Annotated in this window: 29 protein-coding genes and 1 pseudogene; 7 read left to right on the forward strand and 23 right to left on the reverse strand. The window is 59.7% G+C overall.

Annotation, left to right across the window (positions count from 1 at the left end; all coding sequences use genetic code 11):
* Positions 1-159: pseudogene (locus Q0677_RS00005) on the forward strand (electron transfer flavoprotein subunit alpha/FixB family protein); the annotation flags it as partial.
* Positions 160-213: 54 nt separating this feature from the next.
* Here Q0677_RS00005 and Q0677_RS00010 read toward each other — a convergent pair.
* Positions 214-1,041, reverse strand: a complete 828-nt coding sequence (locus Q0677_RS00010; protein WP_298904543.1) for a DUF6473 family protein — start codon at positions 1,039-1,041, stop codon at positions 214-216.
* A 194-nt stretch (positions 1,042-1,235) separates the two neighbouring features.
* On the opposite strand from Q0677_RS00010, the gene Q0677_RS00015 reads away from it, so the two are divergent.
* On the forward strand, positions 1,236-2,111 hold the full coding sequence (locus Q0677_RS00015) for a 3-hydroxybutyryl-CoA dehydrogenase (RefSeq protein ID WP_298904545.1): 876 nt from the start codon (positions 1,236-1,238) through the stop codon (positions 2,109-2,111).
* A 53-nt stretch (positions 2,112-2,164) separates the two neighbouring features.
* Here the strand turns inward: Q0677_RS00015 and Q0677_RS00020 are convergent, their stop codons facing one another.
* The 7 genes from Q0677_RS00020 to Q0677_RS00050 all read right to left on the reverse strand — a co-directional run bounded on the left by Q0677_RS00020 (position 2,165) and on the right by Q0677_RS00050 (position 7,721).
* Entirely contained in the window at positions 2,165-3,022 is an 858-nt protein-coding gene (locus Q0677_RS00020; RefSeq protein ID WP_298904548.1) for a lysophospholipid acyltransferase family protein, read from the reverse strand.
* A gap of 53 nt (positions 3,023-3,075) precedes the next feature.
* Positions 3,076-3,348 (reverse strand): HPr family phosphocarrier protein, encoded by a 273-nt coding sequence (locus Q0677_RS00025; protein ID WP_298904551.1) that lies wholly within the window; start codon positions 3,346-3,348, stop codon positions 3,076-3,078.
* Positions 3,349-3,354: 6 nt separating this feature from the next.
* A complete protein-coding gene (locus tag Q0677_RS00030; RefSeq protein ID WP_282182360.1) occupies positions 3,355-3,747 on the reverse strand; it encodes a PTS fructose transporter subunit IIA in 393 nt (130 codons plus the stop codon).
* A 1-nt stretch (position 3,748) separates the two neighbouring features.
* Positions 3,749-4,657, reverse strand: a complete 909-nt coding sequence (rapZ, locus tag Q0677_RS00035; protein WP_298904564.1) for an RNase adapter RapZ — start codon at positions 4,655-4,657, stop codon at positions 3,749-3,751.
* A gap of 81 nt (positions 4,658-4,738) precedes the next feature.
* Entirely contained in the window at positions 4,739-5,182 is a 444-nt protein-coding gene (locus tag Q0677_RS00040; protein ID WP_298904567.1) for a serine kinase, read from the reverse strand.
* On the reverse strand, positions 5,179-7,020 hold the full coding sequence (locus Q0677_RS00045) for a sensor histidine kinase (RefSeq protein WP_298904570.1): 1,842 nt from the start codon (positions 7,018-7,020) through the stop codon (positions 5,179-5,181). Before Q0677_RS00045 ends, Q0677_RS00040 begins: the two co-directional genes overlap by 4 nt.
* Complete coding sequence (locus Q0677_RS00050; protein WP_298904573.1) at positions 7,017-7,721, reverse strand: response regulator transcription factor; 705 nt, start codon at positions 7,719-7,721, stop codon at positions 7,017-7,019. Before Q0677_RS00050 ends, Q0677_RS00045 begins: the two co-directional genes overlap by 4 nt.
* A gap of 372 nt (positions 7,722-8,093) precedes the next feature.
* On the opposite strand from Q0677_RS00050, the gene Q0677_RS00055 reads away from it, so the two are divergent.
* Entirely contained in the window at positions 8,094-9,692 is a 1,599-nt protein-coding gene (locus Q0677_RS00055) for a phosphoenolpyruvate carboxykinase (RefSeq protein WP_298904576.1), read from the forward strand.
* 140 nt (positions 9,693-9,832) lie between these two features.
* A complete protein-coding gene (locus tag Q0677_RS00060; protein ID WP_298904579.1) occupies positions 9,833-10,657 on the forward strand; it encodes an alpha/beta fold hydrolase in 825 nt (274 codons plus the stop codon).
* Here Q0677_RS00060 and Q0677_RS00065 read toward each other — a convergent pair.
* Positions 10,654-11,421: a sulfite exporter TauE/SafE family protein gene (locus Q0677_RS00065; protein ID WP_298904582.1), complete on the reverse strand. Its 768-nt coding sequence runs from the start codon at positions 11,419-11,421 to the stop codon at positions 10,654-10,656. The genes Q0677_RS00060 and Q0677_RS00065 overlap by 4 nt on opposite strands.
* A gap of 190 nt (positions 11,422-11,611) precedes the next feature.
* Here Q0677_RS00065 and Q0677_RS00070 point away from each other — a divergent pair, with 190 nt between their 5' ends.
* Positions 11,612-13,261: an acyl-CoA dehydrogenase family protein gene (locus Q0677_RS00070; protein WP_298904585.1), complete on the forward strand. Its 1,650-nt coding sequence runs from the start codon at positions 11,612-11,614 to the stop codon at positions 13,259-13,261.
* On the opposite strand, the gene Q0677_RS00075 is transcribed toward Q0677_RS00070, so the two are convergent.
* The gene (locus tag Q0677_RS00075) at positions 13,258-13,680 is read right to left on the reverse strand and encodes a DUF3995 domain-containing protein (protein WP_298904588.1); all 423 of its coding nucleotides are present in this window, start codon (positions 13,678-13,680) and stop codon (positions 13,258-13,260) included. The genes Q0677_RS00070 and Q0677_RS00075 overlap by 4 nt on opposite strands.
* An 86-nt stretch (positions 13,681-13,766) precedes the next feature.
* Between Q0677_RS00075 and Q0677_RS00080 the strand changes: the two genes are divergently transcribed.
* Positions 13,767-14,327 (forward strand): TetR/AcrR family transcriptional regulator, encoded by a 561-nt coding sequence (locus Q0677_RS00080; protein WP_298904591.1) that lies wholly within the window; start codon positions 13,767-13,769, stop codon positions 14,325-14,327.
* Positions 14,328-14,365: 38 nt separating this feature from the next.
* Entirely contained in the window at positions 14,366-14,761 is a 396-nt protein-coding gene (locus Q0677_RS00085; RefSeq protein WP_298904594.1) for an META domain-containing protein, read from the forward strand.
* Here Q0677_RS00085 and recO read toward each other — a convergent pair.
* The 13 genes from recO to folK form a co-directional block, all read right to left on the reverse strand.
* On the reverse strand, positions 14,742-15,482 hold the full coding sequence (recO, locus tag Q0677_RS00090) for a DNA repair protein RecO (protein WP_298904597.1): 741 nt from the start codon (positions 15,480-15,482) through the stop codon (positions 14,742-14,744). The two genes, Q0677_RS00085 and recO, sit on opposite strands and share 20 nt — an antisense overlap.
* A 36-nt stretch (positions 15,483-15,518) precedes the next feature.
* On the reverse strand, positions 15,519-15,848 hold the full coding sequence (locus Q0677_RS00095) for a DUF1491 family protein (RefSeq protein WP_298904600.1): 330 nt from the start codon (positions 15,846-15,848) through the stop codon (positions 15,519-15,521).
* Positions 15,848-16,765, reverse strand: coding sequence for a GTPase Era (era, locus tag Q0677_RS00100; protein WP_298904603.1), 918 nt, complete (start codon positions 16,763-16,765; stop codon positions 15,848-15,850). The genes Q0677_RS00095 and era overlap by 1 nt, the downstream gene beginning before the upstream one ends.
* 3 nt (positions 16,766-16,768) lie before the next feature.
* Positions 16,769-17,449: a ribonuclease III gene (gene rnc / locus Q0677_RS00105; RefSeq protein ID WP_298904607.1), complete on the reverse strand. Its 681-nt coding sequence runs from the start codon at positions 17,447-17,449 to the stop codon at positions 16,769-16,771.
* The gene (gene lepB, locus Q0677_RS00110) at positions 17,446-18,225 is read right to left on the reverse strand and encodes a signal peptidase I (protein WP_298904610.1); all 780 of its coding nucleotides are present in this window, start codon (positions 18,223-18,225) and stop codon (positions 17,446-17,448) included. The genes rnc and lepB overlap by 4 nt, the downstream gene beginning before the upstream one ends.
* A gap of 144 nt (positions 18,226-18,369) precedes the next feature.
* The gene (locus Q0677_RS00115; RefSeq protein WP_298904612.1) at positions 18,370-18,822 is read right to left on the reverse strand and encodes a hypothetical protein; all 453 of its coding nucleotides are present in this window, start codon (positions 18,820-18,822) and stop codon (positions 18,370-18,372) included.
* 110 nt (positions 18,823-18,932) lie between these two features.
* Complete coding sequence (gene acpS, locus Q0677_RS00120; protein ID WP_133486622.1) at positions 18,933-19,331, reverse strand: holo-ACP synthase; 399 nt, start codon at positions 19,329-19,331, stop codon at positions 18,933-18,935.
* Positions 19,328-19,771, reverse strand: a complete 444-nt coding sequence (locus Q0677_RS00125) for an ABZJ_00895 family protein (RefSeq protein ID WP_298904618.1) — start codon at positions 19,769-19,771, stop codon at positions 19,328-19,330. The genes acpS and Q0677_RS00125 overlap by 4 nt, the downstream gene beginning before the upstream one ends.
* On the reverse strand, positions 19,768-20,520 hold the full coding sequence (locus tag Q0677_RS00130; protein WP_298904619.1) for a pyridoxine 5'-phosphate synthase: 753 nt from the start codon (positions 20,518-20,520) through the stop codon (positions 19,768-19,770). Before Q0677_RS00130 ends, Q0677_RS00125 begins: the two co-directional genes overlap by 4 nt.
* 36 nt (positions 20,521-20,556) lie before the next feature.
* A complete protein-coding gene (locus Q0677_RS00135) occupies positions 20,557-21,204 on the reverse strand; it encodes a DUF2062 domain-containing protein (RefSeq protein ID WP_298904621.1) in 648 nt (215 codons plus the stop codon).
* A gap of 33 nt (positions 21,205-21,237) precedes the next feature.
* The gene (locus Q0677_RS00140; RefSeq protein ID WP_298905749.1) at positions 21,238-23,346 is read right to left on the reverse strand and encodes a bifunctional (p)ppGpp synthetase/guanosine-3',5'-bis(diphosphate) 3'-pyrophosphohydrolase; all 2,109 of its coding nucleotides are present in this window, start codon (positions 23,344-23,346) and stop codon (positions 21,238-21,240) included.
* Positions 23,347-23,407: 61 nt separating this feature from the next.
* Entirely contained in the window at positions 23,408-23,764 is a 357-nt protein-coding gene (gene rpoZ, locus Q0677_RS00145) for a DNA-directed RNA polymerase subunit omega (protein WP_163040754.1), read from the reverse strand.
* Between the two features lie 80 nt (positions 23,765-23,844).
* Complete coding sequence (gene folK, locus Q0677_RS00150; RefSeq protein ID WP_298904626.1) at positions 23,845-24,441, reverse strand: 2-amino-4-hydroxy-6-hydroxymethyldihydropteridine diphosphokinase; 597 nt, start codon at positions 24,439-24,441, stop codon at positions 23,845-23,847.
* Positions 24,442-24,453 lie beyond the last annotated feature (12 nt).

The following is a 24,453-nucleotide window of genomic DNA, read 5'->3' on the forward strand; positions in this document are numbered from 1 at the left end:
GGCATCTCGGGCGCCATCCAGCACTTGGCTGGTATGAAAGACTCGAAGATCATCGTTGCGATCAACAAAGACGAAGAGGCGCCGATCTTCCAGGTTGCCGACTTCGGTCTGGTTGCCGACCTGTTCGACGCCGTGCCGGCCCTGACCGACGCCGTCTGATCGGACATCGCAAAAGACACGAAAGGCCCGCCCACCCGGCGGGCCTTTTCCGTTTCAGACCCTGTGAGTCGACAAGCTGGCCAGAAGTTTGTTGGCAAGCCGTTCATGCGCCAGCGTTCCCAGCATCATCTGGGCTGCGGCGGCGTCCATCTCGGAATGTACAAGCCCTTGTTGTCCGGCTTCAATTTCGTCAGGCGTCGGCACGACCTTGACCAGATCACGCGCATAGGGGCGGACATCGTCGATCATGGCTTGATCCACGAACAGAGGATCCGACCCCATTGCATCGCCCGCAAGGCGCCCAATCTGGTGGTCTGCCATCCAGACCAGCGTCGCGCGCTTGTCCAGCCGTGACATCAACCCTTTCAGCCGCCCGACCCACGCCTGCTGCAGCTCTTTTCGCACCACTTCGAACCGTTGCGGACACGTGGATTGTAGTGCCCCAATCAAGTGCCCCGTGAAGTGGTAGTCGGTAAAGTCCAACTCGGGATACAGATATTTCAGCATGCTGGATGCCCGCAAGAACCGATCGTTCCGGCGCGGATGGACCGCGTAGAACCGATTGGACAAGTTCTGCGCCCCCGGTAGCTGGATCACGATGTCCGTAGCGTTGTTGCACAATTTCAGAAGAACCGGGTCATGCAGAAACACGTCCAAACCGGCATTCGGACAGCCGAAGTTCACCACAGCGCGTCCCAGCTGCGCCTCTAACAATTCCGGATAGGGATGGGCCATAAACCGGCCATAGGTTTCCGTTCCGCCCAGAACGGCCACATACGGCCCGCTGAGATCGCGTTTCGGCCCCCGGAACAGAATTTTCGACGTTTTGTACCGACACGGGAAATAGTCCAGCGCCCCTTTGCCAAGGATATCATAGGCCATGCCACCCACCCTTTCATTTTCACCCAAGACACAGTGTCGGCCGTAACCCTTTTCAAATTGCTAATCTTAAAATGCGCGATGTTTCTTTCAGGCCCGCTTAACCCTTGCGCCAGCAACCGCCCGCCGCATAGTCTGTGCATAACCAAACGTAACGCAGGTCCATGCCTGTGCGGCGTGACCAAAAGGAAATACATATGAGCATCGAGACAGTGGGCGTGATTGGCGCCGGGCAAATGGGCAACGGCATCGCACACGTTCTGGCCCTTGCCGGATACGAAGTTCGTCTGAACGACATTAGCCAAGACAGTCTGGATGCCGCCATTGCTCGCATCACCAAGAACATGGACCGTCAGGTCTCGCGCGATTTGATTTCAGCGCAGGACATGAGCGACGCAATGGGGCGGATTAGCACCACATTGAAGCTGCCCGATCTTGGCCCGACCGATCTGGTCATCGAAGCGGCCACCGAGAACGAAGCGCTTAAAAAGCAGATCTTCGATACGCTTTTGCCGCATCTGTCGCCTGACACCATCCTGACCTCGAACACCTCGTCGATCTCGATCACCCGTCTGGCCAGCGGCACCGACCGCCCCGAGCGTTTCATGGGCTTCCACTTTATGAACCCGGTGCCCCTGATGAAACTGGTTGAGCTGATCCGCGGTATTGCCACGGACGAGCCGACCTATCAGGCCTGTCTGGGCGTGGTGGAAAAGCTGGGCAAGACCGCCGCCAGTGCCGAGGATTATCCCGCCTTCATCGTGAACCGCATCCTGATCCCAATGATCAACGAGGCCTGCTATGCGCTGTATGAGGGCGTCGGATCCGTTGCCTCGATCGACGCATCCATGAAGCTCGGGGCCAACCACCCGATGGGTCCGCTGGAGCTGGGCGACTTCATCGGTCTGGACACCTGTCTGGCCATCATGAACGTGCTGCATGACGGGTTGGCGGACACCAAGTACCGCCCCTGCCCGCTGTTGGTGAAATATGTGGAAGCAGGCTGGGTCGGACGTAAAGCCGGGCGCGGTTTCTATGACTATCGCGGAGAGGTTCCGGTTCCCACGCGCTAAGCCGCAAGCCAGCCCCCAGAAACACAAAAGGCCCCGCTGGGGCCTTTTTCATGTCACTTGCCAGCCAGCGCCAGCGTGTGCGACCGAAGCCACGCCATGAACCCGCGCGGGTCCGAGTGCAGCTTCTCCATCTCTTCGTCGGTCAGAACCTCGCCAACAACGGGCGCGATCGGGCGGTTGCAGCTTTTGACGATCTCGTGCAGCAAAAGCCCCTGACGCATCGTGGCCGACAGGCGGTTAGCAATCTGATACCAGCGCGTATTGGCGCCAGGGAAGAAGATCGGCACAACGCGTGCCCCGGAACGGCGGATCATCTGCGCCGTGAACACGTTCCACTCGCGTTCGATAGCTGGGCCCATCAGCGTATCGGACGAGGCCACGACGCCCGACGGAAACAGCGTGATCAGCCCGCCTTGCTTCAGAAATGCCATCGCCTCGGCACGCATCTCGACCATTTTTTTCTGCGCTTCGGGGTCGTGCGGAAACGGCACCGGAATCATGTAGGACGAGGCAACCTCGTCCAGCCCATCCAGAACCGAGCGTGACAGGATGCGATAGTCATTGCGGCGGCGCCCGATCAGCTCGGCCAGCACCATCCCGTCGGTCAGCCCGTGCGGATGGTTGGCGACGACCACGACGGGCCCCTCGGCGGGAATATTGGCAAGCTGGTCGTCCGGGGTCTGCACTTGCACACCCATCACATCCAGACAGGCACCCCAGAACGCCTGCCCCTTGGGCGCGCCACGGCGCTCTAGTTTACGCACCATGCGCAGGATGGGCAGCTTGCCAGTCATCCACTCCATGGTACGGATAATCAACGCCTGCCCGGGATTGTTGAACGAGTTGGCATAGGTCAGGGTGCGCCGGTCGTACTGCTGCTGGACCGGAGCCGTCGAGTTGGCCTCTGCCATAGGAGTTTCCGCGTCATGCGTCACGTTCGTTCACCTTTGCCCTTTGTCAGAGCTTACATGCCTTCGCCGAACTTGTCGGCGACCAATGCTTCCAGCGCGTCCATCAGCTCGGACGCTTGGGGGCCCGAGGTTTCGACCTGAATGCTTGTTCCTTGCGAGGCCGCCAGCATCAACAGACCCATGATCGAATCGCCATCCGCATCCAGCCCATCCTTGGACACACGCGCACGGGCATCATGGTTTTCAACTGTGTCGACAAACTTCGCCGAGGCCCGTGCATGCAGACCTTTCACATTGATAATCTCAAGCTCTCGGTTCGTACTCATTAGGCGTCAATCCTCGCTTACATCAATGCAGTCAATATACTTTCGACCCGCCGCCAGCGCTTTCTGTGTTGAGGCCTCGACCGACAGATGGCGGGTTTTTGCCAGTTTCAGCAACATGGGAAGGTTCGCGCCGTACAGGATTTTGCGGTCGGATTTGCAGCAGGCGGGCAGCGACAGATTGGCCGGAGATCCGCCAAACATATCCACAACAATCACCACACCATCGCCCTGATCCACGGCGTCAGCAGCGGCCGCGATCTCGGCCCGTTTGTCGTCGCGATCACATTCGGCGGCTGTCGAAATAGCACGCATACCCGGCTGCTTGCCGACCACGTGTTCGACCGCTGCCAGATATTCGTTTGCAAGCCCGCCATGCGCGACGATCACGATACCGATCACGCTAAATCCTCGATGTTGATGCCGCTGCTGTCCCGGCGCGGCGTTCCATTTCCCGATGTCTAATTGACACCTGCCATCCCTTGGTTGCAAGCGACTTTGCCAAGTTTTCCGCCAAGGCAACCGAACGATGTTGGCCACCGGTGCAGCCAAACCCAATCGAAAGGTGCGCTTTGCCCTCTTCTCCGAAGGCCGGGATCAGAAATTCGACAAGGTTTTGCACCTGCTGAAAGAACTGCGCAAAGCGTGGATCCTGCGCGACATAGTCCGCGACATCACTGCTGCGCCCATCCAGCGCGCGCAAGGCGGGCTCCCAATGCGGATTGCGCAGGAACCGAGCGTCGAACACCATGTCCAACCCCTGCGGCACCCCGCGTTTATAGGAAAACGAGTGCACAGATACGGCCAGTTCTTCCGCGCCCGACACCGACAGCCAGCGCATGATTTCATCTTTCAGATCGTGGGGCGACAGGTCAGAGGTATCAATCAACACATCTGCACGGCCTCGGATCGGCACCAGAAGCTCGATCTCGCGGGTGATGCCCAGCTCGGGCGTTTCATCGGGGGCCAGCGGGTGGCGACGACGGGTTTCCGAGTAGCGGCGCAGCAGCACCTCCTGCGAGCAATCCATATACAGGACCTCGACCTCAAAGCCGTCATCCTCGCGCAGGTCTTCGATCACCTGCAGCAGCATCTCGGTCGAGAAATCACGGTTGCGGACATCCACGCCCAGCGCCAAGGGCTGGGTCAACGCGGGGCCAGACAAGACGCGGTCGATCAGGGACATCGGAAGGTTGTCGATCACCTCGTACCCGATGTCTTCCAGCACACGGATCGCGGTGGTGCGCCCAGCCCCGGACGGGCCGGTCACCAGCACGATCTTCTGCCCAGATTTCGTTTTACTATCCGTCATTGCCATTCCCTTAGAACCGGCGTCCCGCAGCGCGTGCGAGGCATATAACGCAATTCGAGCACGGACCAAAGTCCGGCCATCCTAATCTGCAACGGCGTGGCGTCCGTGACGCAGCACGTTGAAGACCGCTATTGCGAAATAAGGTGCGTCGACGCAAAATAGGCATTCAATCGCGCAACCGTTAACTTCTGTGAACGCGGGTGAAGCAGGCAGGCGCGCCATCTCGATCTGCCCCATATCGACCACCAACTTCAGCTGCGCTTTCGAACAATGCGGCACGTTGATCAGGCCAACGCCGCGCGCTTCAATGACGCCGGGCATTTCGGGTGGGGCGATCACGAAAGGGGTGTCGCCTTCCATCACAATCTGGCTAAGGTCATCAGCCACCAGTTGCGCGCCCAACCCGATCAGTTCCAACGCCAAGGAGGATTTTCCCGATCCGGACGGGCCGGTAATCATCACCGCCGCATCCCCAACGGCCACTGTCGTGGCGTGATAGCGGGCGGTGACGTCTGTGTCGCTCATACGGGCAGCCCGACCACGAACCGTGCGCCCAGCGGTTCCGAGGTCAGATCCGCGTCGGTGGGCCGGATGTTTTCGGCCCAGATCACCCCGCCATGTGCCTCGACGATCTGTTTCGAGATCGCCAGACCAAGACCCGAGTTGTTGCCGAATTGGTTCTGCGGTCGTTCGGAATAGAAACGTTCAAAAATCTTGCCCAGCGCCTGATCGGGAATGCCGGGGCCGGTGTCTTCGACCACCACCAGCACACGATTTTCGCGGCGACGAGTCCAAACGCGGATCGCATCCCCGCTTTCGCAGAAGCTGAGTGCGTTGGTGATGAGGTTTACGAACACCTGCGCCAGACGTGCTTCTAGCCCGCTGATCATGATCGGATTCTTGGGCAGATCAGTAATGAAATCGACGCCCTTGTTCTGGGCCTCGCCCCCCAGATAATCCGAGAGGCTGCGCAGCATGCGCAGCAGATCGAACTCTTCTTCGTCCTCGCGCACCAGTTCGCTATCCAGACGCGAGGCGTTCGAGATGTCACTGACCAGACGGTCCAAGCGGCGGGTGTCGTGTTCAATCACATCCAGCAACCGCTCGCGCTGCTCGTCCTTGTTGGCAAGGCGCAGCGTACCCACGGCAGACCGTAGACTGGCCAACGGGTTCTTGATTTCGTGCGCCACGTCGGCAGCGAATTGTTCGTTGGCATCAATGCGATCATAAAGCGCGGTGACCATGCCGCGCAGCGCCCCGGACAGGCGCCCGATTTCATCCGGTCGGCCGGTCATATCAGGAATGCGCACCCGGCGGGTTTTGACGTTGCGCGGATCGTTCTCGCCGCTCAGCTCGGCCGCCCGTGCCAGATCCGACAGGGGGTTCGCGATGGTTGACGCCAACACAAGGCTTAGGCCGATCGAGACCAGAATGGCGATGACGAACATTTGCAGCAGTTGTTCGCGCTCGGCACGGACCAACAGATCCAGCTCGCCCGCTGCACTGGTGATCGCCACCACCCCTTTGGGCGCACCATCCACCAAGATCGGCGTCGCCACCGAAAAGACCGTGCCGCTGTTCTTATCAACCCCGTTCGCCACCTGCGTGGCCCCCAGCATCGCGCGGAAATACAGGCTGCGCGCCATGCTTTCCGTGTCCAACGGCTGATCCAGCCCGCGCCCGGTGTCTGCGAAGCCCGAGGTCGCCTCCCACACCGAGTTGAGCAGATCCGTAATCACGGTCGAGCCGATATCGCGTTGCAGCCCGTTGACCGGGGTCTTCTCTCCGCGATCCCGCCCTACGGTGGTGGCGACAAGGTTTTCGGCATCGTCAAACACGAACACTTCCAGACCGACTGGCAGGTGCAGGTTGGACAGGGTCTTGGCGAAATCGGACGGCGCGGTCTCGGCCAGATCGGTTTCCAACGTGTCGATCGTTTCCTGCTCGACCTCGACGTCTCCGGTGACGCTGTCCGTGGCTTCCGACAGGGTTTCTTCGACAATGCGCGCGGCTTCCTCGCCCTGCGAAAGCTGCGCCTCGAACACATCGGCGATCAGCTCGGCTTCGACCACCAGACCACGTTCGCGTTGAAACAGAAGGCTGTCACGAAACGGGTTCAGGTACAGAACACCTGCCACAAGGATCACCAGACCCAGCAAGTTGAACGTGATGATCTTGCGTGCCAGTGGCGAGCGGTTGATCGAAATCAGCCGGCGCTCAGCCTTGGCATCTGGAAACAGGTCATCATAGTCGTCCTGAGACGACATCCAGTCTTCGCTCAGGTCTACGTCACCTTCAGGTGGGGTGCTTTGGGCCTTCTCGCGCTTTTGCTTCCGGCTTGATGCAAACAGCATGCGCGTCATTCTTCGTTGTAGCGGTATCCGATGCCGTAAAGCGTTTCGATAGCCGAGAAGTCCGAATCCGCAGTGCGCATTTTCTTCCGAAGCCGTTTGATATGACTGTCGATGGTCCGGTCATCCACATAGACCTGATCATCATAGGCCACGTCCATCAACTGATCGCGGCTTTTCACGAAGCCGGGGCGTTGGGCCAAGGCTTGCAGCAACAAAAACTCGGTGACGGTCAGCGAGACGTCCTGACCTTTCCACGTCACAGCATGGCGCAGCGGGTCCATGCGCAGCTCGCCGCGTTCCATCACGCGCCCGTCTTCGACTTCGCCCGCATCGTCGCTTGCGATCACCTCTTGCCGGCGCAGCAGCGCGCGGATGCGTTCGACCAGCAGACGCTGGCTGAAGGGCTTGGTGACATAGTCGTCGGCGCCCATACGCAGGCCAAGCACCTCGTCAATCTCATCGTCTTTCGAGGTCAGGAAAATCACCGGCAGGGTCGAGGTTTTCTGGCGCACACGTTGCAGCAGATCCATCCCGTCCATGCGCGGCATCTTGATGTCAAAGACCGCAAGGTCCGGCAGGCGTTTGGCAAATGCGTCCAGCGCGCTTTGACCGTCATTATAGGTTTCGACTTCGAACCCTTCAGCTTCAAGTGTAATAGACACTGACGTCAGAATGTTTCTGTCATCATCAACCAAGGCAATCCTAGACATTGGGTTTCCTCGCACTGCTCGAGCCACGTTCATTCATGAACTCTTCTTAACATATTCTCGCGTTCTCAGTGGCGAATCAACTGAGAATTGCGATTCGGGCCTGAGGCGCGCAGCTTTCTTACGTCGTCGCCCGGAAATCAACGCGAATGTATCTGCCGTTTATTTCGCATACGAAACTTATTGGTTGCGCAAACACAGTGTTGCTTGCGCTAACGCGACAATGCGTGCTGTTCCATCAGAAAGCAGTCGTGCTATAGGCCGGTCACCGGCCCTCGTTCACATGAGGGTTGGCGTGCGGGTGTTTTGCCTGCGCTCTCATGTGAAACAGATACGCCGGGGAGTTACAGACGGACCGGCGACAGGAGCAAATAAATGACCACTGGACGGGTAAACCCAGCACGCCGCTTGGAAGATCAAGGCATCACCGGGCTGGGCAATGTCTATTACAACCTGATGGAGCCAGCTCTGATCGAAGCCGCACTGGGCCGCGGCGAGGGCAAGCTTGGACAAGGCGGGACCTTCCTGGTCGAGACCGGCAAGCACACGGGCCGTTCTCCCAAGGATAAATTCGTCGTCAAAACCCCCAGCGTCGAGCCGCACATCTGGTGGGAAAACAACCCGCCGATGGATCCGGCCAAGTTCGATGTCCTGTACGAGGACATGCTGGAGCACATGAAGGGCAACGACTATTACGTTCAGGATCTGTATGGCGGCGCCGACCCGGCCCACCGCCTGGATGTGCGCGTGGTTTCGGAACTGGCCTGGCACAACCTGTTCATCCGTCACCTGCTGCGTCGCCCCGACCGCGACGAGCTGGACGAGTTCGAACCCGAGTTCACCATCATCAACTGCCCGACCTTCAACGCTGACGCCGAGCGTCACGGCTGTCGTTCGGAAACGGTGATCGCGCTGAACTTCGACCGCAAACTGATCCTGATCGGCGGCACTGAATACGCTGGTGAGAACAAGAAGTCGGTCTTCACCCTGCTGAACTACATGCTGCCCGAAAAAGGCATCATGCCGATGCACTGCTCGGCCAACCACGCCACCGGCAACCCGGTCGACACCGCCGTCTTCTTCGGCCTGTCGGGCACCGGCAAAACCACCCTGTCGGCAGATCCCGAGCGCACACTGATCGGTGATGACGAGCACGGCTGGTCGGACACCGGCACCTTCAACTTCGAAGGTGGCTGCTACGCCAAGACCATCAACCTGTCGGCCGAAGCCGAGCCGGAAATCTACGCCACGACCCAGAAGTTCGCGACCGTGATCGAGAACATGGTCTATGACGAAGAGACCAAGGAACTGGATTTCGAAGATGACAGCCTGACGGCCAACATGCGTTGCGCCTATCCGCTGCACTATATCTCGAACGCGTCGAAAACGGCGATTGGCGGTCACCCCAAGAACATCATCATGCTGACCTGTGATGCATTTGGTGTTCTGCCTCCGATCGCGCGCCTGACGCCGGCACAGGCCATGTATCACTTCCTGTCGGGCTTCACCTCGAAGGTTGCAGGTACCGAAAAAGGTGTGACCGAGCCCGAGCCGACCTTCTCGACCTGCTTTGGTGCGCCCTTCATGCCGCGCCGCCCGGCCGAGTACGGCGCGCTGCTGCGTGACAAGATCGCCAAGCACGGTGCAACCTGCTGGCTGGTGAACACCGGCTGGACCGGTGGTGCCTACGGCACCGGCTCGCGTATGCCGATCCGCGCCACCCGCGCGCTGCTGACCGCTGCTCTGGACGGGTCGCTGGCCGATGCCAAGTTCCGCAAAGACGACAACTTCGGCTTCGAGGTTCCGGTCAAGGTGGAAGGCGTTGCCGACCTGCTTCTGGATCCGCGCCGCACTTGGCAGGATGCTGCAGCCTATGACGCGCAGGCTGCCAAGCTGGTCAAAATGTTCGCGGACAACTTCGTTCAGTACGAAGGCGACATTGATGACGACGTGAAAGCCGTCGCCATCGGCTAAGCCGCAAAACAGACTAAGACAAACGCCCCGGTTCATCGCCGGGGCGTTTTCTTTTGGGGTGACGCGCCATGACATTAAGCATGCGACCTTACGCGCAGTCATGCTTTACGCGAACGTAAGCTTTGCGCTTGCATGCGCCTATGACCCAGACTGTCACCATAGATGGCCCCGCCCCGCTGACTGGCACATTCTTCGAGGCCGCCACCCCGCGAGCCGTCGCGGTTCTGAACGGCGCGACCGGGGTGCCCCACCGGTTCTATCGCCACTTCGCCGCGTGGCTGGCCGAGACGCAGGACGTTTCGTGCCTGATCTATGACTACCGCGACTTCGCGACCTCGGCCCGGGGGCACGTCAAGAATGTCACCGCCAACATGTTGGACTGGGGCCTGCACGACACCCAAGCCGCGCGTGATTGGGTCTCGGCACGCGCAGACGGCTTGCCGATCTGGGTGATGGGGCATTCACTGGGTGGGCTTCTTCTGGCCCGCCAATCTCGCACGGACGAGATTTCCCGCGTGATCACCGTCTGCTCGGGCCCCGTGCACACTTGCGATCACCCGTGGCCCTATCAGGCCATGGTGAGGGCACTCTGGTTTGGGGTCGGACCGAGCTCGGTCGCAACCTTCGGCTATGTCTCTGCGCAACTGTCGGGCCTAGGCACAGACATCCCCGGCCCGGTTTTTAAACAATGGAAACGCTGGTGCACGACGCCCGGCTTCTTTGCCTCGGATAGCTCGGTTCCAGCCGCGCCCGAGGCTGCGTTGACCTGTCCGGTGCGCATGGTGTCGCTGTCGGATGATCAATCCGTGCCGCCCAACGCTGTGGCGCGTCTGGCCGATCTCTACCCCGGAAGCCCGACCGACCACGTCACCCTTCACCCGAAAGACTTCGGTCTGCGGAAAGTGGGCCATACCGATGCGTTCCGTCGCCAGAATGCAGCCCTCTGGCCCGCGCTGATCGCTTAACCCATTAGCCCGCGCCGGATCAGGTTCAGCCCAGCCACCGTCAGCACGATCAGCGTTGCCCGCTTAAAGGTCTTCTGCGGCATCCGGTCGTGCAGACGATAGCCCAGCCCCATTCCCAGAAACGCCGGAATCAACATGGCCGCAGATAGAGGCGCCGTATGCGCATTAAAGACACCCGACTGCATATGCGCGCCCACCAGAACCATCGCACCGAATCCATAGACTACGCCCTGCGCCAACATCTGCTCGGTCTTCGAAGTATTCGTCGCGGTCAGATAGGCCACGAAGGGCGGCCCCCACACGCCCGAAATCCCTCCGACCAGTCCAGAAATCGCCGAGATGATGCTTTCATCCCGCACACGGTTTTCCGGGCGAAGCGCTGGCACCCAGCCACGCAACTGCATCAGACAGAACAGCACAATCGGAACACCGATCAGGATGAAGAACACACGTTGCGGCAGGAACAGCACCATCTGTGCGCTGATGATCAGGGTTACGAACAGTCCGAACAGGTAGACGCGAAACTTCTTTATAACCTCCCACGCAGCGCCGGCCCCTTGGCGCAGCGCCTGCCGGACATTGGTGGTGGCAGTGGGGATAATAAGCGCGGCCAAGGCGATTTCGGCAGGCATGACCGTGGCCAGCCCGGAAATCATGATCAGCGGCAACCCAAAGCCAACCGCACCCTTCACAAATCCCGCAAACAACGTGATGGCGACGGCAAAACCAAGCGTCGACAAACTTAATTCAGCCAGAATTCCCATGCGCGTTCTCCACTTCACATCCCTTCTAGCGGAATAAAATACCGGCAGCACGCAAAACCCTGCTGCGTTATATATGTTCGCAATTCAGGTTTCTGGCGTATTTTTATTGCGCTGCACCTGCAAAAGGATTATCTCTCTGCAGACGCAAAATGAGCAGCCGAATCCCGGCCGCATGTGACAGGAGTTTCTTATGACCAGCGCCCTGATCGACAACCTTCTTGACCTGACCGGTGCGGCCCTTGCCCCGGTTGAAGCAACGTTTGACGCCGCCAAGGAAAATGTCCGCGCGCGGGTCGTGGATGGCGACCGCGTATCGGGCGCGAAATTGGAAGAACACCAAGCCGCCGCCCACGCCCTGTCGTGGCTGGCCACCTATGCCGAAAGCCTGCGCCAGATGAACGCGTGGGCCGGTCGCCTTTCTGACAACGGCCAGTTGGGCGAGATGGAAAAGCTGATCCTGCAGATCGCATTTGGCGAATACCTCGCCCAGATGAAGGGCGGCATGATGATGAGCCAGAACGAAATGGCGCGTCTGGCTGACATGGGCGTCGATGGCGCCGCGTTGGACACGGATGCGATCAACACTCTGATCGCCAACGGCAACAGCCAAGCCGCCCGCACCCGTCTGGTCGAGCTGATGCAAGACAATGCAGGCCACGCCACTTTCGGCGCCACCGGTCTGGACGAAGAGCTGGAGATGATCCGCGAGCAGTTCCGCCGCTATGCGGACGAACGCGTCGTCCCGAACGCCCATGAATGGCACCTGAAGGATGACTATATCCCGCTGGAAATTCTGGAAGAGCTGGCGGAAATGGGCGTCTTCGGCCTGACCATCCCCGAGGAATACGGCGGGCTGGGCCTGTCGAAAGCCTCGATGGTTGTGGTCTCGGAAGAACTGTCGCGCGGCTATATCGGTGTTGGCTCGCTGGGTACCCGCTCGGAAATCGCAGCCGAACTGGTCGAAGCCGGCGGCACCGAGGAACAAAAGCAACACTGGCTGCCCAAGCTGGCCAGCGCAGAGATCCTGCCGACCGCTGTGTTCACCGAACCCAACACCGGCTCGGACCTTGGCTCGCTGCGCACCCGTGCGGTGAAGAACGCTGACGGCGACTATGAAGTGACCGGCAACAAAACCTGGATCACCCACGCTGCGCGGACCCACGTGATGACGCTGCTGGCACGCACCGACCCGAACAGCACAGACCACCGCGGCCTGTCGATGTTCCTGGCCGAGAAGACCCCCGGCGACGACGAGAACCCGTTCCCGACCGAAGGCATGACCGGCGGCGAGATCGAGGTGCTGGGCTATCGCGGTATGAAGGAATTCGAGCTGGGCTTTGACGGTTTCAAAGTGAAGGGCGAGAACCTGCTGGGTGGCGTTGAAGGTCAAGGCTTCAAGCAGCTGATGAAAACCTTCGAGGCAGCCCGCATTCAGACCGCAGCCCGCGCCATCGGTGTGGCCCAGAACGCGCTGGAAATCGGCATGCAATACGCCGAAGACCGCAAGCAGTTCGGCAAGTCGCTGATCAACTTCCCCCGCGTTGCCAACAAGCTGGCCATGATGGCGGTCGAGATCATGATCGCGCGTCAGTTGACCTATTTCTCGGCTTGGGAAAAGGACCACGGCCATCGCTGTGACCTTGAAGCTGGCATGGCTAAGCTGCTGGGTGCACGTATCGCATGGGCCTGTGCCGACAACGCTTTGCAGATCCACGGCGGCAACGGCTTCGCGCTGGAATACCAGATCAGCCGCGTGCTGTGCGACGCCCGCATCCTGAACATCTTCGAAGGTGCTGCCGAAATTCAGGCACAGGTCATCGCGCGCCGCCTGCTGGGCTAAAGCGCCGACCAAAACCCCGCTGCCAAGATCAGGCAGAGCGGGCCATAGAACATCAGGTTGAGCCGTGCGAACGGCTCTTCCATCCTCACGCTGAACAGCGGCAGAACATAGCTGGCAAGCCCGCGCAGACCAAACACTGCGACCAAGGCCCAGCCTGCCCAGACCAGCAAACGGTCGGGAATGACAGCCATGCCCTGCGTAAGTCCAAACAGCACGATCCCAGATACGCCCAAGGCAGCGGCCACCAGCGCCGAGGCCCAGCCGGGCGGCATCTTGGTGATCCCAGGCGCGCCGACCACTGTGCGCGCCAAGCGTTGCTCGTCCCAGATGGGCCACCAGACGCCCAAGGCCCACAACACGTGTGCCAAGCCAGCCCCCAACAAGATTAGATACGTAAGTCCCAAAATGAATACCTGCATAGCGCCCTCCGTCGCATCAATACGCTTGCGTATGGTGCACGCGGCGGGTAGCTTATCAATACGCTAGCGTATGGAGCGCTGAAACTATGGCTGAAACCAAAGAGAGACTAAGCACGGAAAGCTGGCTAATGGCAGGGTTTCGCGCCCTTGCACGGTCTGGCCCGCAAGCGCTGAAAGCTGAACCTTTGGCGCGCGAGCTTGGCACGACCAAGGGATCATTCTACTGGCATTTCAATGATGTAGCGAGCTTCCAGTCCCAGATGCTAGAGCTATGGGAAACCCGCGCCGTCGACGACATCTCCCGCTTTCTGGACGAAGAAGCGGATCCCGTGCGCAAGTTGTATATGCTGGGCGAGATCTCGACCTCGGCAGCCCCGGAACACGGGGGTGATGCCGTAGAACCTGCGATCCGGGCGTGGGCGCAAAGCAACCATACCGCTGCGTATGTTGTCGAGCGTGTAGATCAAAAACGCTTGGACTACCTTCAGGGCATTCTGGCCGACCTTGACCTCAGCAATCCCGATTTCGCCCGTCTGATCTACGGCGCGTATATCGGTATGGGAACGCTATCGGCCAAGGACGGAACCGATAACAAAGACGCCATGAGCACGCTTTTAGCCGCCCTTCTGGCCCTGCGCGACGCCTAATACTGGCAATCGCGGGCCAGCATCCCCATCTTTCTGCTATGAAAGCTTTGTTCCTGATCCCCGCCGCCGCCCTTCTTCTGTCCGCCTGCAAGGACGAAACGATCTCGGGCTATGCAGATGCAGGTGCAATCTGGTCGCTGGTCGAGCTTGATGGCACCGCCTTTCAGGCCAGTGCCACGCTCACTTTTCCCGAAAAAGGTCGAATCGCGGGCCAAGCGCCGTGCAACAGCTATTCCGGCACCCAAACCGCGCCCTATCCGTGGTTCGAAACCGGGCTCATCCTGTCAACCAAACGCGCCTGTGCAGATTTGAACGCCGAATCCGCTTTTTTTGCGGCCCTTTCTGACATGAGCATCGCCGAGGTATCCGGCGGAACCCTGATCCTGTCCAACCAAGCCGGGCGCGAGATGGTGTTTACAAGCGCGCCGCGTTGACCGCATCACGCCGCAGCCGATCCAAAAGCCGCGCCCGCGCTTCTGGCAGGGGCTTGTCGCCAAGCGCATGGGCAATGCCGTGGGTTAGGAAATGCCCGGTGGTCACCAGCCCGTCCAGCACGTTCGACAGTGCCCCATCGCCCACGCCCAATAGCTCGGGCGGCAAAGGCAGCAAACGGTCCGCCCAGTCCCCCGCCCCTTCGGCAGACACCGCCCGCCCCGTTTTGGGCGAGACATAGGCCAAATCATCGCGCGCCCCGGTGACAGCACATTCAGTCAGATCGAGGCCAAAGCCCAACTCCTCCAGCAGCGCCAGCTCCCACTTCAAATAGGCCGTGGGCCACGCTTCGTTGACCCCCAGTAGGTCTAGCATGGATTGGGTGCGGTCATAGAGCACAGGATGCGGCTCACGCTCGGGTAGCGCATAGGCCAACAGAGCCGTAATCGCATTCAAGCCGGCCAGCGCAGTGCGATCTGACAGAACCAGCGCGCGACTGCGTAGAGGCTCGACCGTATAGCTGCCAATATGCTCTTCCAGCCTTGCGCGCCACGTAACGTCCAGCTGCGCGCCGGGCTGCAGGGTTGGGGCAATCTTGCGGCTAACGCCTCCGCGCACCACGCCCGCGTGACGACCGTGTTCGGCGGTGAAAACATCAATGATGACAGAGGTTTCTCCATGCTTGCGCACGGACAGCAACGCCCCTTGATCTCGCCAATCCATCGCGACCCTCCTGCACGCAGCCTAGCGGGGTCTGTGTCAGTCGGAAAGCCCCGGTTCGTCCAGAAGATGGCGGCCTTGCTTGTCCTCGACTTCAATGATCCAGAGATCCGGGTCAAAGCCTTTTTGGCGCGTCAGGGCCGCGTCCACATCTGCTTCAATGCCCTCGGACAGAACCATCCAGCACCGCTCGCCCGTCATCAGATCGAAGCTGCGTTGATAGGCGACGGCTTGCCCGTCCAAAGTGTTCATCTTGACCAGAACAGCCCCTGCGGTCGCGTCACCCTTTTGGGTCACGAAGGCCGGAATGTCAGACAGGCGCAGCCGCGTCAGATAGGCCGAGACCCAGACATCCGCCGTCAGGCGCATCACTTATTCCCGTCGCGGAAATCGAGCCCCATTTCCGAATAGCGCTCTTTTTCCTCAAGCCAGTTCGGGCGCACTTTTACCTGCAGGAACAGGTGGATTTTGCGGCCCATGAACTCTTCCAGCTCGGCGCGGGCCGATTGGCTGACGGCTTTGATCGTTTCGCCGCGCTTACCAAGAATGATGCCTTTGTGGCCGTCACGCGCGACATAGATGATCTGGTCCACGCGGGCGGACCCATCTTTGCGCTCTTCCCAATTCTCGGTCTCGACCGTCAGCTGATAGGGCAGTTCCTGATGCAGGCGCAGGGTCAGCTTTTCACGGGTCATTTCGGCTGCGATCATTCGCATCGGAAGATCGGCGATCTGATCTTCCGGATACAGCCACGGACCTTCGGGCAGTCGCTCGGCCAGCCACTTGCGCAGGTCTTTCACACCATGGCCTTTCTCGGCCGAGATCATGAAGGTTTCTGCGAAGTTGTAGCGGTCGTTCAGGTCTTTGGTCAGAGCCAGCAGAACGGGCGCCTCTACCTTATCGATCTTGTTGATCGCCAGAGCGACGGTGCGGCCCTGTCCGATCTCTTCCAGACCTTCCAGAATGCGTTCGACGCCTTCAGTGACACCGCGATGTGCCTCGACCAACAGAACGATCACGTCTGCGTCCGAGGCGCCGCCCCAAGCCGCGGCAACCATCGCGCGGTCCAGTCGGCGGCGGGGTTGGAACAGGCCGGGCGTATCCACAAAGACGATCTGTGCGTCGCCCTCGATCGCCACGCCACGAATACGCGCGCGGGTGGTCTGAACCTTATGCGTCACGATCGAGACCTTGGCCCCGACCATATAGTTCGTCAGCGTCGACTTGCCCGCATTGGGTTCGCCAATAAGGGCGACAAAGCCCGCGCGTGTGTTCGCATCCGACATCTTTTATCCTTCAACCTGCGCCAGAAGCGCTTTGGCCGCAGCTTGTTCGGCGGCCCGTTTTGAGTTGGCTTTCGCCTGTGCCGTCCGGCCATCGGGCAACTGTGCCTCGATGGTGAAGACCGGTGCATGATCCGGGCCTTCGCGGCATGTCTCGACATATTTCGGCACGGCCATCTTACGCGCCTGCGCCCATTCTTGCAGGGCTGTTTTCGCGTCGCGGGCGTCGGCCTCGACCTTGTGGATACGGTCGCCCCACAGACGCAGAATCATGTCCCGCGCCGGGTCCAACCCGCCATCCAGATAGACGGCAGCAATGACGGCTTCCATCGCGTCGCCCAGCAGCGCCAGCTTGCGGCGCCCGCCGGTCTTCATCTCGGACCGCCCCAGTTTCAGGACGGCGCCCACATCAATCTGCTTGGCGACATCTGCGCAAGTTTCCTTGCGCACCAACGCGTTATAGCGCGGGGCCAGCGTGCCTTCGGGCGCGTTGGGATCGTCGGCCAGAAGCTTTTCGGACATGACCAACCCAAGCACCCGGTCGCCCAGAAACTCAAGCCGTTGGTTGTCAGGGCGTGTCGTCGACGAGATCGACCCATGCGTCAGGGCGCGGATCAGCAGATCGGGTTGCGAGAACTCGTACCCGATACGTGCCGTGAAGGCTTGGAGGTCAGAGGACAGCTTCACTCGATTTCCTTGAAGAAGCGATCGGACCGCCAGGTCCAGAAATAGAACAGGCGTTTGCCCGCCGCCGAGAACATGATGCGGTCGGCGCGACCCAGCAGGTATTCGGCGGGCACGAAGCCCACGCCGCCTGCGTTCGGGCTAACGCGGCTATCGATCGAGTTGTCGCGGTTGTCACCCATGAAGAAGTAATGACCTTCGGGTACGGTGAACACGTTGGTGTTGTCGACGCTGCGATTGGCGAAGTTCAGGATCGAGTGCGATACACCACCGGGCAGGGTCTCGATGAATTTCTCTTTCAGGCACTCGCCGCCTTCACCAACCGGACGGTTGATACATTGCGGAATGGTGCGGAAGCGGCCCTGCGGCAGCTTGGTTTCCGAGAACATGCCATCAGGCACCTGCTTGGCCTCTTCCCCATTGATCCACAGCACGCTGTTCTTCACCTGAATCTTGTCGCCCGGCAGGCCGACCAGACGTTTCACATAGTCGGTGCCAAGGGTCGGATGGCGGAAGACGACGACGTCACCGCGTTCAGGTTCCGAGCCAAGGATACGGCCCGAAATCGGGCAGCTTGAGAACGGGCAGGAGTGTTTGGAATAGCCATAGGCCATCTTGTTCACGAACAGAAAATCACCGATCAGGAGCGTGTCTTTCATCGAACCCGTGGGGATCCAGAAGGGCTGAAAGAACAGGGTGCGGAAGATCCCGGCGATGATCAGCGCCCAGAAGATCGTTTTGACGTTCTCCCACAGGCCATCTTTCTGCTTTTCGGTCATGTAACTGCCTTTTATTTGTCAGGCCGTGATGGCCGAAATCTGTAGTGGGCGATATGGGCGGATGGGGGGGCAGAGTCAAGTTTTGCGCCGGGTTTCGGCGGGTTTGACCGGGGATTTAGACGGGGCGCGCCTTATTCACCGCACTCACCTCCAGAAAAGAGCCGTGATCTCGCCCGTCGCCTGATTCAGCGTGATCGACAGCGGGTGCCAAATGCTGCCGCCCGTGTCCGGGTCGTACCGCCCGGCTGGCAGCGTGAACAGCAGCCCGCGCGCGGGATCATAGCTGGCCTCGATCTTCGACAGATAAATCCCCGAGAACCCAATCGTGTCGTTCTTCGAGATAATGCGACACTGGCGATCTCCGACTTCGGAATAGGGCGGCGATAGGATCAGAAGGTGAAAGGCACCGGCGGCGGGCTCGATGGTGTCGATGACGGCAAGACGCACCTTTCCATTGCTATAGGTACGCGTGTTTTCATCCCAAGGCTCGGCAAGATTAGCGGCCGAAACCCGCCAATCGCATTCCGAGATAGACTGTGCAAACGCGGGCGCGGCAATAAAAAGAGCGGTAAGAAAATACGTGATCAGACGTTTCATGTTTGGACTTTCTTCATCGGGCAATACATCTTAGCAATACCATCAGGCATAGCACGGAAAACCGGTTCATCGACCAGAAATGGCCAATTTGCAGCCCACCCTACCGGTGGCTAGACGGCGCGCGCCTCGATCACCACAAATGCCTGCGCCCAAGGGTGATCGTCGGTCAGCGTGACGTGGATCACGGCCTGATGTCCGGCGGGGGTCATTTCGTCCAAACGGTCCTTGGCCCAGCCCGTGACCTCCATCACTGGCTGGCCGGTGCGCAGGTTCGACACAGCCATGTCCCGCCAGCTGATGCCCATGGTCAGTCCGGTGCCCAGCGCCTTGGAACATGCCTCTTTCGCGGCCCAGCGTTTGGCCAGCGTACCCGCTTCATCCTTGCGCCGCGCGGCCTTGGCCAGCTCGCGTTCGGTGAAGACGCGGTTTCGGAAGCGGTCGCCAAACCGATCCAACGTACCCTGAATACGCTCGATATTCGCAAGGTCCGTGCCGATGCCTAGAATCATTTAGAGGCTTTCTTGTCCAAGGCTTTGCGCTGGTTCTTGTATCCCAGTGTCAGGAAGAACCGATTGACCAAAAGCGTAACGCCCATGATCGCGGCAAACACCAACACCAAGGTCATCATCGAGATCGACGAGAACATCTGCCGCATAGGAGGCATCAGGATCAGCAGTCCGGCCAGCACGGCCACGGTGATGACACCGACGACCATTGTGGCCGAAGACGCGGCGGACCACGCCTCGACGTTTTCATACTGTGCCAACCCGGCATCGGCGCGTTTCTGGCCTTCGATCATCGCGGCCATCATCGGGGGCAAAACGGTGGACAGTCCCGACGGCAGCGAAAAGCCAAGCAGCCGCTCAAGCAGCAGACCCAAGATCATCAGGCCGATCATGCTGAGAATATAAACGCCTGCATAGCGCTTCCAGTTCAGTGTTCCGTTCATCCTCGGGCCTCATCCATTAGGCGACGCATTTCGGCGATGGCGTCGGGCATGCCACGGAAGATCGATTCACCGATCAGGAAGTGGCCGATGTTCAACTCGACCACCTCGGGCATAGCGGCGATGGGGGCGACGGTGTCATAGGTCAGACCGTGACCCGCGTGCACCTCAAGCCCCAGCGAATGGGCAAACGCCGCACCCTCGCGCAGGCGCTCCAGTTCGGCGTCACGCTTGTCGAATTCGCCTTCCGCATGGAAATCGCAATAGGCGCCAGTGTGGAGTTCGACCACAGCCGCACCAATCCGGGCCGAGGCCTTGATCTGCTCGGCATCCGCATCAATGAACATCGACACGCGGCAGCCGGCATCGCGCAAGGGCAGGATGTAATCGCCCAAACGGTTGTCATTGCGGGCGACGTCCAAACCGCCTTCGGTCGTCAGCTCTTCGCGCTTTTCGGGCACCAGGCATACCGCGTGGGGTTTGTGGCGCAGGGCAATCGCCTGCATTTCCTCGGTCGCGGCACATTCGAAGTTCAACGGCGTCGTCAAAGCGGCCATCAGCCCGTCAATGTCTTCGTCCCGGATATGGCGGCGATCTTCCCGCAAATGCGCGGTGATGCCATCGGCCCCGGACTCTTCCGCCAGCTTCGCGGCGCGCACCGGATCAGGATAGGCCGAGCCACGTGCGTTGCGCACGGTCGCCACGTGGTCAATGTTCACGCCAAGCCGAAGCTTGCCTGCGGTCTGGGTCATGTTCGCGCTCCTACACCGGTTCCGTTTGGGGAAGTGTTACTTGTTTTTGTCGGGGCCGCCACCCTCGGAAAACCGTTCGGCCATCCGTTTTTCATAGCGTGACTTCAGCTTGTTGATCCGGCGGCGCTGATAGGCGTGGATTACCGGGTTCGCCAACACATAGGCAGCAATGCCCGCAATGATGCCGGGAATAAGACAGCCCACCAGATAGGGCCAAAATACGCGATCATAGAAGCGGTTTAACTTCGACCAATCCGCCACGTCATCGGTAAAGATCGCCTTCAGGTTCGACCAGATGTCATTGGTGGCCGAGGCAAAACTGGCAACGATTTCAGGCAGGTGGACCGTCACCTCGTGCCCCAGCATCGCATGCCCCAGATTGACCGACAGCTCGGCGATCAGGGGGAAGGTCAGCGGGTTCCCCACAAAGGTCGCCAGAAGCGAGGCCAGAACGTTCCCGCGTATCAGCCACGACAGAATGGCGGCGGTCAGGAAGTGCAGACCATAGAATGGCGTGAAGGACGCAAATACGCCCACCGCAATCCCGCGCGATATCCGATGCGCTGGATCCGGCAGGCGCCGCAAACGATGGCCCACGTACTGTGCCGCGCGGTACCAGCCGCCACGCGGATAAAAGAATTCCGCTACGATTCGCAGATACGATCGCGGATTTCGTTTAAACACGTGTGCTTCCTTCCGCCTGCCCGGCCGGGTGGGTTATGGTTTGCGGCTCAGATCCCGATGCCGATGCACGGCCGCCACGTCGCTGTCGGCTTCAAGCGCCAGCATAATGGTGTGCAGATGTTCGACATCGCGTAGCTGAACATCAACAATCAATCGGTAAAAATCCGGTTTCCGATCCACGAATTTCAGATCCGAGATATTGGCCTTCTGCTCCCCAATCAAGGTGCAGATGCGGCCCAATACGCCCGCGTCATTCGCGATCGTCAATTCAATGCTAACCACGTGGATGGCCGGGTGCTTGCCCGAATGCCAGTGCAGATCCACCCAGCGCGAGCTATCGTCGTCCAGCTCTGCCAAAGCGTCGCAGTCGATTGTGTGCACCATCACGCCCTTGCCGCGATAGGAAATACCCACAATCCGTTCGCCGGGCACCGGCTGGCAACACTGGGCCGGGGCGAAATCCTGCCCGGCTTCCAGACCGATCACCGAGGCATCAAGATCGACCTCATCGCCGGATTGCTCAGCCTCGGGATAGAGGATGCCCACCACGTCACGCGCCTGAAGCTCGGCCGATCCCAGACGCGCCAGCAGTTCGTCCGTGTCCTTCAGCCGCAATTGCTTGGCGGCGGTCGCCAGCGCCTTATCCGTGACCTTGCGCCCGACATGTTCAAAGGCAAGACGGGCCAGTTCACGGCCCAAACGGACATAGCGTTCGCGGTCATCGTTGCGCAGCTTCTTGCGAATGGCGGCCTTGGCGCGGCCCGTCACAACGATGTCGATCCAGGTGGCCTGCGGGCTTTGGCCCTCGGCGGTCATGATCTCGACCGACTGGCCGTTTTTCACGCGCGTCCACAGGGGCACACGGATGCCGTCGACCTTGGCGCCCACACAGCTGTCGCCAATCCTTGTGTGGATCGCATAGGCGAAATCCAAGGGCGTCGCGCCGCGTGGCAGTTTGACGACCTCGCCCTTGGGGGTGAAGCAGAACACTTGGTCCTGATACATCTCAAGCTTCACATGCTCGAGGAATTCGTCGTGGTCATCAGCCGTTTCGAACCGTTCCGTCAGCGAGGCAATCCACTTGGCAGGGTCCACCGCAAACGGGTTCTCCACCCGGATCCCATCGCGATACGACCAGTGCGCGGCCACGCCGGTTTCTGCCACCTCGTGCATCTCGCGCGAGCGGATCTGGACCTCGACCCGTTTGCCATCGCGTCCCGACACCGTGGTGTGGATCGAGCGATAGCCGTTTGATTTGGGTTGGCTGATGTAATCCTTGAAACGTCCGGGCACAGCACGCCAGCGCCGGTGAATTGCGCCCAACACGCGATAGCAATCCGTGTCGCTTTCGGTAATCACCCGGAAGCCATAGGTGTCGGACAGACGCGAGAAGCTTTGCCCTTTCTCTTCCATCTTACGCCAGATCGAGTACGGCTTCTTCGCGCGGCCCAGCACGATGGCCTCGATCCCTGCCTTATCCAGTTCCAGCCGGATATCGCCGGTGATCTTTTCGATCACATCGCCGCTTTCCTTCTGAAGCCGCAGGAACCGTCGCATGATCGAGCTGCGCCCCTCGGGGTTCAGCACGTGGAAGGCCAGATCCTCCAGCTCTTCCCGCATCCACTGCATGCCCATGCGGCCAGCAAGCGGCGCGTAGATGTCCATCGTCTCGCGCGATTTCTGGATCTGCTTGTCCGGGCGCATCGCCTTGATCGTGCGCATGTTGTGCAGACGGTCGGCGAGCTTCACCAGAATGACGCGCATGTCCTTGGACATAGCCATAAAGAGCTTGCGGAAGTTTTCCGCCTGCTTGGTCTCGGACGAGGAGAGCTGCAGGTTGGTCAGCTTGGTGACGCCGTCCACCAGTTCGGCGATTTCTTTGCCGAACAGCTCGGATACCTCGCCATAGGTCGACCCGGTGTCTTCAATCGTGTCGTGCAGAAACGCGGTAACGATGGTCGCATCGTCCAGCTGCATATCCGCCAGGATCTCGGCCACGGCGAAGGGATGCATGTAATAGGGGTCGCCCGAATGGCGATACTGCCCGAAATGCATTTGGCCGCCATATTCATAGGCGGCCATAAGCAGGTCCGAGTTGGACTTGGGATTGTACGTCGAAATGCGTTCGATCAGACCGTCGATATCGAGATCAACAAGCTCGTCTTTCCAGCTCGTCACTCGTGACGCCTCCGTTCGCTTCCGATCAGCCTTGGCCTTGCGCTTCCATCAGCGCGCGCAGCAGCTTTTCTTCCGACATATCGTCGTCAGCAGGCTTGTCTGCGGCTTCAGCACCCATCAACAGCGCCATGCTGTCTTCTTCGGGCTCGTCCACCTCGATCTGAGTCTGGTGGTCTTCGATCATGCGCTCGCGCAGTTCGTCCGCTGTCTGGGTTTCGTCCGCAATCTCGCGCAGAGCCACAACGGGGTTCTTGTCGTTGTCGCGATCCACAGTAATCTCGGCACCTGCCGAAATTTCACGCGCGCGATGCGATGCCAGCATTACCAGATCAAACCGGTTCGGCACTTTATCTACGCAATCTTCAACCGTCACACGGGCCATATCAGTCCATTCCTTGCAAGGGGATGTGAAACGCCTGTCTATGCCTCTGAACGGGTAATGACAAGCTAAAACGCCGTTTATCAGCCCATTTCAAAGGGCGAAACCTCGTTTTTTGCATCCTCAGACAGGGCGTCCGCCATCTCTTTGATGGTTTTACCTAAAATGGGATGGCACCAGTCCGGCGCGACATCCGCCAGAGGAATCAACGCAAACCCGCGATCCTGCACCCGCGGATGGGGTAAAATCAGTTGATCAGGCGCCTGCTTCATCTGTTCTTCCAGCGGCAGGTTCATCCAGTGTTCAAAGGTCTCGCGGTCGGGCAGGACGCAATCCCCATAGGCGATCAGGTCAATGTCCAGCGTGCGCTGCGCCCAGCGCGAGGGCCGCTCGCGGCCAAATTCGTCTTCCACATCATGCAATTTCTGCAACAGGACCTCGGCTGGCTCATCCACCTCCAACGCCGCGGCAACATTGATAAAATCCGGTCCAGCACCCGCCGGAAAGCAAGCTGTGCTATAATAGCGACTTAAGGAGGTGATTCTAACTCCACGCTCAGAAAGACAATTCAGCGCATCGCGCACCAGCTTCGCCGAATCTTCGAGCGCGAATGTAATGTTACTTCCTAACAGTACTAATGCTTTAGTATGGGCATTTTGATGATTTTTAGCTTGCGGCACCGCGTGTGTTCC

Source organism: uncultured Aliiroseovarius sp. (assembly GCF_947492455.1).
Classification (GTDB): Bacteria; Pseudomonadota; Alphaproteobacteria; order Rhodobacterales; family Rhodobacteraceae; genus Aliiroseovarius.